General features: G+C 70.1%; 10 protein-coding genes. All 10 read left to right on the top strand.

Features of this window, described 5'->3' with window-relative positions:
* Positions 1-208 precede the first annotated feature (208 nt).
* Positions 209-2,242 carry an excinuclease ABC subunit UvrC gene (gene uvrC, locus ACIQK6_RS13515; RefSeq protein ID WP_402694811.1) on the top strand — a complete coding sequence of 678 codons (2,034 nt, stop codon included), beginning with the start codon at positions 209-211 and terminating at the stop codon, positions 2,240-2,242.
* Complete coding sequence (gene rapZ / locus ACIQK6_RS13510) at positions 2,239-3,186, top strand: RNase adapter RapZ (protein WP_329103290.1); 948 nt, start codon at positions 2,239-2,241, stop codon at positions 3,184-3,186. The genes uvrC and rapZ overlap by 4 nt, the downstream gene beginning before the upstream one ends.
* Positions 3,183-4,238 (top strand): uridine diphosphate-N-acetylglucosamine-binding protein YvcK, encoded by a 1,056-nt coding sequence (yvcK, locus tag ACIQK6_RS13505; protein WP_329103292.1) that lies wholly within the window; start codon positions 3,183-3,185, stop codon positions 4,236-4,238. Before rapZ ends, yvcK begins: the two co-directional genes overlap by 4 nt.
* The gene (gene whiA, locus ACIQK6_RS13500) at positions 4,229-5,224 is read left to right on the top strand and encodes a DNA-binding protein WhiA (protein WP_030009075.1); all 996 of its coding nucleotides are present in this window, start codon (positions 4,229-4,231) and stop codon (positions 5,222-5,224) included. Before yvcK ends, whiA begins: the two co-directional genes overlap by 10 nt.
* Before the next feature lie 138 nt (positions 5,225-5,362).
* Positions 5,363-8,323 carry a M14 family zinc carboxypeptidase gene (locus tag ACIQK6_RS13495; protein ID WP_402694810.1) on the top strand — a complete coding sequence of 987 codons (2,961 nt, stop codon included), beginning with the start codon at positions 5,363-5,365 and terminating at the stop codon, positions 8,321-8,323.
* A 233-nt stretch (positions 8,324-8,556) separates the two neighbouring features.
* Positions 8,557-9,564, top strand: coding sequence for a type I glyceraldehyde-3-phosphate dehydrogenase (gene gap, locus ACIQK6_RS13490; RefSeq protein ID WP_030762471.1), 1,008 nt, complete (start codon positions 8,557-8,559; stop codon positions 9,562-9,564).
* 131 nt (positions 9,565-9,695) lie between these two features.
* Positions 9,696-10,910 (top strand): phosphoglycerate kinase, encoded by a 1,215-nt coding sequence (locus ACIQK6_RS13485; RefSeq protein ID WP_402694809.1) that lies wholly within the window; start codon positions 9,696-9,698, stop codon positions 10,908-10,910.
* Between the two features lie 6 nt (positions 10,911-10,916).
* Positions 10,917-11,693, top strand: coding sequence for a triose-phosphate isomerase (gene tpiA, locus ACIQK6_RS13480; protein ID WP_329103299.1), 777 nt, complete (start codon positions 10,917-10,919; stop codon positions 11,691-11,693).
* 130 nt (positions 11,694-11,823) lie between these two features.
* The gene (secG, locus tag ACIQK6_RS13475; RefSeq protein WP_030720398.1) at positions 11,824-12,054 is read left to right on the top strand and encodes a preprotein translocase subunit SecG; all 231 of its coding nucleotides are present in this window, start codon (positions 11,824-11,826) and stop codon (positions 12,052-12,054) included.
* A gap of 194 nt (positions 12,055-12,248) precedes the next feature.
* On the top strand, positions 12,249-12,584 hold the full coding sequence (locus tag ACIQK6_RS13470; protein ID WP_010352468.1) for an RNA polymerase-binding protein RbpA: 336 nt from the start codon (positions 12,249-12,251) through the stop codon (positions 12,582-12,584).
* The last annotated feature ends 11 nt before the right edge of the window (positions 12,585-12,595 follow it).

Below are 12,595 nucleotides of genomic sequence, written 5' to 3'. Positions count from 1 at the left end.
CGCAGGGCCCGGCCCGACCCCCACCCCGGGGCCGGGCCCTGCGGGCGGCCCTCCCCGCCCCGCCCTTTCGCCGTTTCCCGGGGCTCCGCCCCGGACCCCGCGCCTCAAACGCCGGCGGGGCTGGAGGGGGGCAGTGGACCGGCCGGATCCGCAGACCGGGCCGGAGGCGTACGGTCGGTTGTCGGTGCGCGCCAGTAGGGTGGTTGGCATGGCCGACCCTTCCAGTTACCGCCCCGAGCCGGGACAGGTCCCGGACTCTCCCGGGGTCTACAAGTTCCGCGACGAGCACCGCCGGGTGATCTACGTCGGGAAGGCCAAGAGCCTGCGCCAGCGCCTGGCCAGCTACTTCCAGGACATCGCCGGCTTGCACCCCCGTACCGCCACCATGGTGACCACGGCCGCCTCCGTCGAGTGGACCGTGGTGTCCACCGAGGTCGAGGCGCTCCAGTTGGAGTACTCGTGGATCAAGGAGTTCGACCCCCGGTTCAACGTCAAGTACCGGGACGACAAGAGCTACCCCTCCCTCGCCGTCACCCTCAATGAGGAGTACCCGCGGGTCCAGGTCATGCGCGGGCCCAAGAAGAAGGGCGTGCGCTACTTCGGTCCGTACGGGCACGCCTGGGCGATCCGCGAGACCGTCGACCTGATGCTCCGGGTGTTCCCGGTGCGGACCTGCTCGGCGGGCGTGTTCAAGCGCTCCGCCCAGATCGGCCGCCCCTGCCTGCTCGGCTACATCGGCAAGTGTTCGGCCCCCTGCGTCGGCAAGGTCACCCCCGAGGAGCACCGCGAACTGGCCGAGGACTTCTGCGACTTCATGGCCGGCCGCACCGGCACCTACCTCTCGCGGCTGGAGAAGGAGATGCACGCGGCGGCCGAGGAGATGGAGTACGAGAAGGCCGCCCGGCTGCGCGACGACATCGGGGCGCTGCGCCGGGCGATGGAGAAGAACGCCGTGGTGCTCGCCGACGCCACCGACGCCGACCTGATCGCCGTGGCCGAGGACGAGCTCGAAGCCGCGGTGCAGATCTTCCACGTCCGCGGCGGCCGGGTCCGCGGCCAGCGCGGCTGGGTCACCGACAAGGTCGAGGCCGTCGACACGGCCGGGCTCGTCAAGCACGCCCTCCAGCAGCTGTACGGCGAGGAGAAGGGCGAGGCCGTGCCCAGGGAGGTGCTGGTGCCGGCCCTCCCCGAGGACACGCCGACACTGAACCAGTGGCTCGCCGAGCGCCGGGGGTCCCAGGTCAGCCTTCGGATACCGCAGCGCGGCGACAAGAAGGCCCTGATGGAGACCGTCCACCGCAACGCGCTGCAGTCCCTCGCCCTGCACAAGACCAAGCGCGCCAGCGACCTCACCACCCGTTCCCGGGCCCTGGAGGAGATCGCGGAGGCGCTGGACCTCGACAGCGCCCCGCTGCGCATCGAGTGCTTCGACATCTCGCACCTGCAGGGCGACGACGTCGTCGCATCGATGGTCGTCTTCGAGGACGGGCTGGCCCGCAAGAGCGAGTACCGGCGCTTCCAGATCAAGTCCTTCGAGGGGCAGGACGACGTCCGCTCCATGCACGAGGTGGTGTCCCGGCGCTTCCGCCGCTACCTCCAGGAGAAGCTCAAGACGGGCGAGTGGACCCCCGAGGACGCGGAGGACGCCGAGGACGTGGCCGCGGCCCGGGAGGTGTCCGAGGACGACGGGCGGCCCAAGCGGTTCGCGTACCCGCCCCAGCTCGTCGTGGTCGACGGTGGTCAGCCGCAGGTCGCCGCCGCCAAGCGGGCCCTGGAGGAGCTCGGGATCGACGACGTCGCGGTGTGCGGTCTGGCCAAGCGGCTGGAGGAGGTCTGGCTGCCCGGCGAGGACGACCCGGTCGTGCTGCCGCGCACCAGCGAGGGCCTCTACCTGCTCCAGCGGGTCCGTGACGAAGCCCACCGCTTCGCCATCCAGTACCAGCGCAACAAGCGCGGCAAGCGCCTGAAATCCGGGCCCCTGGACGAGGTGCCCGGCCTCGGCGAGAGCCGCAAGCAGGCCCTGGTCAAACACTTCGGTTCGGTGAAGAAGCTGAAACAGGCGACAATCGACCAGATCTGCGAGGTCCCGGGCATAGGTCGGAAGACGGCCGAGACCGTGGCCGCGGCCCTCGCCCAGGCGGTTCCCGCTGGTCCTGCCGTCAATACGGCCACAGGAGAGATCATTGAGGATGAGACCCCCGCGCCCGCGGGAGCATCGTCCGAACGGGGGACCGAGCAATGACAGAGCACGCGACCGCGCACGACCGAGACGGAGCACAGGTGAGTACGGGCACGACAGTGGAGCCCGGCGAGACCGCCGAGGCGGCCATCCCCGAGCTGGTGATCATCTCCGGCATGTCCGGGGCCGGCCGCAGTACGGCGGCGAAGTGTCTGGAGGACCTCGGCTGGTTCGTCGTCGACAACCTCCCGCCGGCCCTGATCCCGACCATGGTCGAGCTCGGAGCCCGCTCCCAGGGCAACGTGGCGCGCATCGCCGTCGTCGTCGACGTCCGCGGCCGCCAGTTCTTCGACGCCCTGCGCGAGTCCCTCGCCGACCTTGACAACAAGGGCGTCACCCGCCGCATCGTCTTCCTGGAGTCCTCCGACGACGCACTGGTCCGCCGCTTCGAGTCGGTCCGCCGCCCGCACCCGCTCCAGGGCGACGGACGCATCACCGACGGCATCGCCGCCGAGCGCGACCTGCTGCGCGAGCTGCGCGGCGACGCCGACCTGGTGATCGACACCTCCAGCCTGAACGTGCACGAGCTGCGCGCGAAGATGGACGCCCAGTTCGCCGGGGACGAGGAGCCCGAGCTGCGGGCCACCGTCATGTCCTTCGGCTACAAGTACGGCCTCCCCGTCGACGCCGACCTCGTCGTCGACTGCCGCTTCATCCCCAACCCGCACTGGGTCCCGGAGCTGCGCCCCTTCACCGGGCTCAACGAGGAGGTGTCGGGGTACGTCTTCAGCCAGCCCGGCGCCAAGGAGTTCCTCGACCGCTACACCGAGCTGCTGCAGCTCATCGCCACCGGCTACCGCCGCGAGGGCAAGCGGTACGTGACCATCGCGGTCGGTTGCACCGGCGGCAAGCACCGCAGCGTGGCCATGTCCGAGAAGCTCGCCGCCCGCCTCGCCTCCGAGGGAGTCGAGACCGTCGTAGTCCACCGGGACATGGGGCGCGAGTGACCGCACGGACCCCGCGGCTGAGCCGCCTGCGCCGCCTCACCCCGGGCCGGGGCGAAGACGGCGCGGGCCGCTCCGGCCGCCGGCGCGGCGCCACGCCCAAGGTGGTGGCGCTCGGCGGCGGCCAGGGCCTGTCGGCCTCCCTCGCCGCGCTGCGCCGGATCACCGGTGACCTCACCGCCGTGGTCACCGTGGCCGACGACGGCGGTTCCAGCGGCCGGCTCCGGGAGGAGCTCGACGTGCTCCCGCCCGGCGACCTGCGCAAGGCGCTGGCCGCGCTGTGCGGTGACGACGACTGGGGCCAGACCTGGGCCCGGGTGATCCAGCACCGCTTCCAGTCCGAGGGCGATCTGCACGGGCACGCGGTCGGCAACCTGCTGATCGTCGCCCTGTGGGAACAGCTCGGCGACCCCGTACAGGCCCTCGACCTGGTCGGCAAGCTGCTCGGGGCCCAGGGCCGCGTCCTGCCGATGTCGGCCGTGCCGTTGGAGCTGCAAGCCCTGGTCCGGGGGCACGACCCGGCCCGCCCCGAGCACGTGGACACCGTCCGCGGGCAGGCCACGGTGGCGCTGACACCGGGCGAGGTGCTCTCCGTGCAGGTGGTGCCGAGCGACCCGCCGGCCGTACCGGAGGCCGTGGCCGCGGTCCTGGACGCCGACTGGGTGGTGCTCGGTCCGGGGTCCTGGTTCTCCTCGGTCATTCCACACCTGCTGGTGCCGGAACTGCTGGACGCGCTGATGGAGACGAAGGCCCGGCGGGTCCTCTCGCTGAACCTCGCGCCGCAGCCCGGCGAAACAGAGGGCTTCTCTCCGCAGCGTCATTTGGAGGTTTTGGCCCGACACGCCCCTAAACTCGCCCTGGACGTGGTGCTGGCCGACGAGGCCGCCGTGCCCGACCGCGAGTCCCTCGCCGATGCCGCGAAACGGTTCGGGGCAGCGGTCGAGCTGGCGCCCGTGGCCAGGCAGGACGGCTCTCCGAAGCACGACCCGGAGCTGCTGGCCGCCGCGTACGACCGTATTTTTCGGATGCATGGAAGGATCGGCCCATGGCGATGACGCCTGCGGTGAAGGATGAGATCTCCCGCCTGCCCGTCACCCGGACCTGCTGCAGGAAGGCGGAGGTCTCGGCGATCCTTCGGTTCGCGGGCGGGCTGCACCTGGTGAGCGGCCGCATCGTCATCGAGGCGGAGCTGGACACGGGAATCGCCGCCAGACGCCTACGCAAGGACATCCTGGAGATCTTCGGCCATTCTTCGGACCTGGTGGTGATGGCCCCCGGCGGACTGCGCCGCGGCAGCCGCTACGTGGTCCGCGTCGTGGCCGGCGGTGACCAGCTGGCGCGCCAGACGGGCCTCGTGGACGGCCGCGGACGCCCCATTCGGGGTCTTCCCCCGCAGGTGGTCTCCGGGGCCACCTGCGACGCGGAGGCGGCCTGGCGCGGCGCCTTCCTGGCCCACGGCTCGCTGACCGAGCCGGGCCGGTCCTCCTCCCTGGAGGTCACCTGCCCCGGCCCGGAGGCCGCCCTGGCCCTGGTGGGCGCCGCCCGCAGGCTGTCCATCGCCGCCAAGGCGCGCGAGGTGCGCGGAGTGGACCGGGTCGTGGTCCGCGACGGCGACGCGATCGGGGCGCTGCTGACCCGGCTCGGCGCGCACGAGTCGGTACTGGCCTGGGAGGAGCGGCGGATGCGGCGCGAGGTGCGCGCCACCGCCAACCGCCTGGCCAACTTCGACGACGCCAACCTGCGCCGCTCGGCGCGGGCCGCGGTGGCCGCCGGAGCCCGCGTGCAGCGCGCGCTGGAGATCCTCGGCGAGGAGGTCCCCGAGCACCTGGCCGCGGCGGGCCGGCTGCGCATGGAACACAAGCAGGCCTCCCTGGAGGAGCTGGGCGCGCTCGCTGACCCCCCGCTGACCAAGGACGCGGTCGCCGGCCGGATCCGACGGCTACTCGCGATGGCCGACAAGCGGGCCCAGGACCTCGGCATCCCGGGCACCGAGTCGAACCTCGACCTCAGCGAGGAGATGGCCGACAACATGGCCGGTTAGGCCGTCCCGTACGGCTGAAGGGGCTCGCGCGATCACTCGTGCGGGCCCCTTTGCCGCACGCCCCATTGACATGAGCATGGGCCGGTCTCGAGTCTGGCGTCCGAACGCTTTCGTGGCAGACGACGCCCAGGGGGGCACATGAGTCACCGCGCGAGATCGATCCTCGCCGCAAGCGCACTCGTCTTCGGAACCACGCTCGCCGTCCTACCCGCCGCGGCGCAGGCCCAGCCGGGACCCGGCACCGCATCCGGCGCAGACGAGGTACGCGTCTACGACGCCGACATCACCCGGGAACAGGTCCCGCTGGTCCTCGCCGCGGGGCAGGACGCGCACGAGCTCACCGAGCGGGCCCCGGAGACCGGCACCGCCCGGGTCGAGCTCTTCCTCAGCGGCGGCCAGGCCGAGGAACTCGCGGCCCAGGGCGTCAAGCTCGCCGAGCGCAAGGTCCCCGCCCAGGGCCTGGCCCGCGCCAAGGCCGCCGGGGACGGGGTGTTCCGCCCGTACAGCGGCAAGGGCGGCCTCCAGGAGGAGATCCTGCGGACCGCGCAGGAGAACCCGGGGCTCACCAAGGTCGTCTCCATCGGCAAGACCGTCCAGGGCAAGGACATCCTCGCCCTGAAGGTCAGCAAGAACGCCAAGAAGACCAAGGACGGTGACAAGCCGTCGGTCCTCTACATGTCCAACCAGCACGCCCGTGAGTGGATCACCCCCGAGATGACCCGGCGGCTGATGCACCACACCCTCGACAACTACGGCAAGGACCCGCGGATCACCAAACTGGTGGACTCCAGCGAGCTGTGGTTCCTGCTCTCCGCCAACCCGGACGGATACGACTACACGCACGCCGCCGACGGCCAGCGGCTGTGGCGCAAGAACCTGCGCGACAACAACGGCGACGGGAAGACCGGCCCCGGCGACGGGGTCGACCTCAACCGGAACTTCGCCTTCAAGTGGGGCTACGACAACGAGGGCTCCTCGCCGAACCAGTCGAGCGAGACCTACCGCGGCCCGAGCGCCTCCTCCGAACCCGAGACCGTCGCCCTCGACCGCTTCGAGAAGCGCATCGGTTTCGACTACGCGATCAACTACCACTCCGCCGCCGAACTGATCCTCTACGGCGTGGGCTGGCAGGTCGCCACCCCCACCCCCGACGACGTCGCCTACAAGGCGCTCGCCGGCACCCCGGAGAACCCCGCCGTCCCGGGCTACTACCCGCAGGTCTCCTCCGAGCTCTACACCACCAACGGCGAGGCCGACGGCCACGCCTCCAACGTCAACGGCATCATGATGTTCACGCCGGAGATGACCACCTGCCAGACCGCCTCGGCGAGCGACCCGAACGACCAGTGGAAGCCCGAGGACTGCGCCTCCGGCTTCAACTTCCCGGACGACGAGAAGCTCATCCAGGCGGAGTTCTCCAAGAACGTCCCCTTCGCCCTCTCCGTCGGCGAGAGCGCCGCGCACCCGGACCGGCCGTCCTCCTCGGTCGGCCTGAGCGCCGCGGACTTCACCGTGGACGCCTTCGCCACCTCCTACGCCGCCCGCGGCGAGGGCCAGACGGTCTCCGTCACGGCCCGCAAGGCGCTGAAGGACAAGGAGCTCAACTTCCGGATCAACGGCGGCCGCACGCACGACGAGGACCTCAAGGCCTGGAAGGGCGGCGAGGTCTACGGCGGCGACGACAACAACTGGTTCGACGAGTACCGCGCCGAGGTCGACGGCGCGAAGCCCGGCGACAAGGTCGAGGTCTGGTTCACCGGCCGAGACCGCTCCGGCAAGCAGGTCTCCAGCGAGCACTTCACGTACACGGTGGCCGAGCGGCCGCGCGCGGACGTCCTGGTGATCGCGGAAGAGGGGGCCAAGGCCCAGCACGCCCAGACCTACGTCGACGCCCTGCGCGCGAACGGAAAGTCCGCGGCGGTCTGGGACGTCGCCGTCCAGGGCGCCCCGCACCACCTCGGCGTCCTCTCCCACTTCGGTACGGCCGTCCACTACACGGGGGCCAAGATCCCGGGCGGCGACACCCAGTTGGCGGTCCGCGACTTCCTGAACGAGGGCGGCAAGCTGATCGAGGCCGGTGAGCTGGCGGGCGGCAACGCCCAGGTCGGCCGCGCCGTGACCAACGACTTCAGCCAGTACTGGCTCGGCGCGTACAGCCGGACGAGCACCGCCGGAGCCACCGGCTTCGCCGGCGCCGGGGCCCTGAACGGCGCCCGGGGCACCGTCGGGGACGCCGCGGGCAACCCGCTGAACGCCCCCGGCGGGTACACCGTGACCTCCGAGACCCTGGCGCCCGCACAGTTCCCGCAGTTCAAGAGCGCCCAGGCGGGGGCCTTCACCGGGGTCGTGAACCCGTACGCCCCCTATGCCGGCGCCGGCATGGCCGCGGCCCTGCACGCCGACGACGACTGGAAGCGCCTCGTCCGTACGATCGACCTGACCGGGGTCACCGCGGCCGACCAGCCCCAACTGAAGCTGGCGCTCAACTGGAACGTCGAGGAGGGCTACGACCACGCCGCACTGGAGGCCCGGACCGCCGGCGGCGACGACTGGACCACCCTGCCGGACGCGGGCGGCCTGAGCAGCACCACCGTCCCGGAGGAATGTGCGGCCGGGTTCTTCGTCAACGGGCACCCGTTCCTGCGCCGCTACCTCACGCTCGACGCCGCCGGCTGCACCCCGCAGGGCACCAGCGGCAAGTGGAACAGCTTCACCGGTTCCTCCGGCGGCTGGAAGCAGGTCGCCTTCGACCTGAGCGCCTACGCCGGCAAGACCGTTGAGCTCTCGCTCTCCTACATCACCGACCCGGGCTCGGGCGGCCGCGGCGTCTTCGCGGACGAGGCCCGCCTCTCCGTCAAGGGCGCGGACCAGCCCGTGGAGGGATTCGAGACGTCCCTCGGAGCCTGGACGGCACAGGCCGCACCGGCCGGCAGCCCCGAGGTTCCCGGCGAATGGGCCCGGTCCGGGGAACTGTTCAAGTCCTACGCTGCGGTGACCACGCGTGACACGGTGTTGCTGGGCTTCGGCCTGGAGCACATGCCCACCGCAGCGGACCGTGCCCTACTCATCGGTAAGGCACTGCGCACACTGCACCGCTGATCCGAGCCCCGGTCGTCACTCACCCTGAGTGACGAGGGGTCGAAGTCCGAGGTCCCGTTCCGGAGTGTCCGGAACGGGACCCTCGCGGGAGTGCCCCCGGGAAGTAGGGGGAGTGTCAGGCCCCGACCGATGTCACCCAAAAGCTCACGGAGAGGTAGGGTCGTAAGCGGTCGGGGACATCCCATTTCAACTCGCCGGCGCTCTTACCGGCGCACCAACGAGGAGATCGGTTCGTGACGATCCGCGTAGGCATCAATGGTTTTGGCCGAATTGGCCGTAACTACTTTCGGGCGCTTCTGGAGCAGGGAGCGGACATCGAGATCGTCGGTGTCAACGACCTGACTGACAACGCCACCCTGGTGCACCTTCTCAAGTACGACACGATCCTGGGCCGCCTCAAGGCCGAGGTCTCCCACACCGACGACACGATCACGGTCGGTGGCAACACGTTCAAGACCTTTGCCGAGCGCGACCCCGCGAACCTGCCCTGGGGCGAGCTGGGCGCCGACATCGTCATCGAGTCGACTGGCATCTTCACGAAGAAGGCCGACGCCGCCAAGCACATCGCCGCGGGCGCGAAGAAGGTCCTCATCTCGGCTCCGGCCAAGGACGAGGACATCACCATCGTGATGGGCGTCAACCAGGACAAGTACGACGCGGCCAACCACCACGTCATCTCCAACGCCTCCTGCACCACCAACTGCGTGGCGCCGATGGCCAAGGTCCTCGACGAGAACTTCGGCATCGTCAAGGGCATGATGACGACGGTCCACGCGTACACGAACGACCAGCGCATCCTGGACTTCCCGCACTCGGACCTGCGTCGCGCCCGCGCCGCCGCCGAGAACATCATCCCGACCTCCACCGGTGCCGCGAAGGCGACCGCGCTGGTCCTCCCGCAGCTCAAGGGCAAGCTGGACGGCATCGCCATGCGCGTCCCGGTCCCGACCGGCTCGGTGACCGACCTGGTGCTGGAGCTCTCCCGCGAGACCACGGTGGAAGAGATCAACGCGGCCTTCCAGAAGGCTTCGGAGGGGCAGCTCAAGGGCATCCTCGACTACACCGAGGACGCGATCGTCTCTTCCGACATCGTGAACTGGCCCGCGTCCTGCACCTTCGACTCCTCGCTGACCATGGTTCAGGACGGTACGCAGGTGAAGGTCGTCGGTTGGTACGACAACGAGTGGGGCTACTCCAACCGTCTCGTCGACCTCACCGTCTTCGTCGGCGGTCAGCTCTAAAAACGTAGGGCAAGGCACCACGATGTGAAGCACAGGGTCCGAGCAGCGCGACGATGCGCCGCACGGGCCCTGTTGCTTGCCTCGTTATCCTTCCTCGCCCTTCGAGTGAAGGCTCAAAGGAGTAGAAATACATGAAGACGATCGATGAACTGCTCGCCGAAGGCGTCAAGGGCAAGCGGGTCTTCGTCCGCGCGGACCTGAACGTCCCGCTGGTCGAGGGCACCATCACCGACGACGGCCGCATCCGCGCCGTCCAGCCCACGATCGCGAAGCTCGCCGAAGCCGGCGCCCGCGTCATCGTGGCCTCGCACCTGGGCCGCCCCAAGGGCACCGGCGTCGAGCCGGCGTTCTCGCTGGCCCCGGCCGCCACGCGCCTCGGCGAACTGCTCGGTGCGGACGTGGCGTTCGCCACCGACACCGTCGGCTCCTCCGCCAAGGAGACCGTCGCGGCCCTCGCCGACGGCCAGGTTGCCGTGATCGAGAACCTGCGCTTCAACGCCGGTGAGACCTCGAAGGACGACGCCGAGCGCGGCGCCTTCGCGGACCAGCTCGCGGAGCTCGCCGACCTCTACGTGGGCGACGGCTTCGGCGCCGTGCACCGCAAGCACGCCTCGGTCTTCGACCTCCCGGCCCGCCTCCCGCACGGGGCCGGCTACCTCATCGCCACCGAGGTCGGCGTCCTGAAGAAGCTGACCGCCGAGGTCGAGCGCCCGTACGTGGTGGTCCTGGGCGGTGCCAAGGTCTCCGACAAGCTCGCCGTCATCGACGAGCTGCTCGGCAAGGCCGACCGCATCCTCATCGGCGGCGGCATGGCCTACACCTTCCTCTACGCCAAGGGCTACGAGGTCGGCATCTCCCTGCTCCAGAAGGACCAGGTGGACAAGGTCAAGGAGTACATGGAGCGCGCCGAGAAGACCGGCGTCGAGCTGGTCCTCCCGGTCGACGTGCTGGTCTCCGCGGAGTTCCCGGACCTCAAGGGCAAGACCCCGGCCACCTTCGAGACCGTCGACGCGGACAAGATCCCCGCCGACCAGGAGGGCCTGGACATCGGCCCCAAGACGCGCGAGCTGTACGCGTCGAAGATCGCCGACGCGAAGACCGTCTTCTGGAACGGTCCCGTGGGCGTCTTCGAGCACCCCGACTACGCCGGGGGCACCACGGCCATCGCCCAGGGCCTGCTCGACAGCAGCGCCTTCACCGTCGTCGGAGGTGGCGACAGTGCCGCCGCGGTCCGCATCCTGGGCTTCGACGAGAATGCATTCGGCCACATCTCGACCGGTGGCGGCGCCTCCCTCGAATACCTCGAGGGCAAGACGCTCCCCGGCCTCGCCGCCCTGGAGGGCTGAACCCGTATGACCACGCGCACCCCGCTCATGGCGGGCAACTGGAAGATGAACCTCAACCACCTCGAGGCCATCGCCCACGTCCAGAAGCTCGCCTTCGCCCTCACCGACAAGGACTACGACGCCGTCGAGGTCGCGGTCCTGCCGCCCTTCGTCGACCTGCGCTCGGTCCAGACCCTGGTCGACGGCGACAAGCTGAAGATCAAGTACGGCGCCCAGGACATCTCCGCGCACGACTCCGGTGCCTACACCGGCGAGATCTCCGGCCCGATGCTGTCGAAGCTGAAGTGCACGTACGTGGCCGTCGGCCACAGCGAGCGCCGCCAGTACCACGCCGAGAGCGACGAGATCTGCAACGCCAAGGTCAAGGCCGCCTTCCGGCACGGGATCACCCCGATCCTGTGCGTCGGGGAGGGCCTGGACGTCCGCAAGGCCGGCCAGCAGGTCCCCTACACGCTGAGCCAGCTCGACGGCGGCCTGGAAGGCGTCCCGGCCGACCAGGTCGAGTCCATCGTGATCGCCTACGAGCCCGTCTGGGCCATCGGGACCGGCGAGGTCGCCACCCCCGACGACGCCCAGGAGGTCTGCGGGGCGATCCGCGGCCGCCTCGCCGAGCTGTACTCGCAGGAGCTGGCCGACAAGGTCCGCATCCAGTACGGCGGCTCCGTGAAGTCCGGGAACATCGCGGCGATCATGGCCCAGCCCGACGTCGACGGCGCCCTGATCGGCGGCGCGGCACTGGACGCTGACGAGTTCGTCAAGATCGTCCGCTTCCGCGACCAGTGAGTATGCGGTAGGGCGGATCCGTCGTACCCTTGCGGGGGCCAGAGGCTGATGCATCAGCCCCTGGCCCCCGTGCACATCTCGCAATGCCGGAAAGCCCGAAAAAGCCAGAAAGTAGGAATCAGCCGTGATTATGGGGTTCTCGATCGCCCTGATCGTCTTCAGCGCCCTGCTGATGCTGCTCGTGCTGATGCACAAGGGCAAGGGCGGCGGCCTCTCCGACATGTTCGGCGGCGGTATGCAGTCGTCGGTCGGCGGTTCCTCCGTCGCGGAGCGCAACCTCGACCGCATCACCGTGGTCGTCGGTCTGCTGTGGTTCGCGTGCATCGTCGCGCTCGGTCTGCTGACGAAGTCGAGCACCTGACCGTTCTGGCCATTCCGGCAGTCCGGTCGGCGCCGCCCGGCCTATCATGAGGTCCTGCGCCCTGGTTGCGGAACGAGTTATTCTGCTCCCCCACCCGAGGGGATGATCCCGTGAGTTGGGCTCTACGTACCCGGGGCGTTTCAGCAGGAACATCCTCACGCTTGGCGGCACCATCACGCAGGGGAGTTACGACCGTGGCAAGTGGCAACGCGATCCGTGGTAGCCGGGTCGGAGCGGGGCCGATGGGTGAGGCGGAGCGCGGCGAGTCCGCGCCCCGTCTGCGCATCTCCTTCTGGTGCTCGAACGGGCACGAGACGCAGCCGAGCTTCGCCAGCGATGCGCAGGTGCCGGACACCTGGGACTGCCCGCGCTGCGGGTTCCCGGCCGGCCAGGACCGGGACAACCCGCCCGCGCCGCCGCGCACCGAGCCGTACAAGACGCACCTGGCGTACGTACGGGAACGGCGCTCGGACGCCGACGGCGAGGCGATCCTCGCCGAAGCGCTCGCCAAGCTCCGCGGCGAGATCTGAGACGGCTCGAA

Source organism: Streptomyces sp. NPDC091682 (genome assembly GCF_044756625.1).
In the GTDB taxonomy this organism is placed as follows: Bacteria; Actinomycetota; Actinomycetes; order Streptomycetales; family Streptomycetaceae; genus Streptomyces.
Note: the sequence above shows the minus strand (reverse complement) of the source record. Positions and strands in the feature narration are given on the sequence as shown.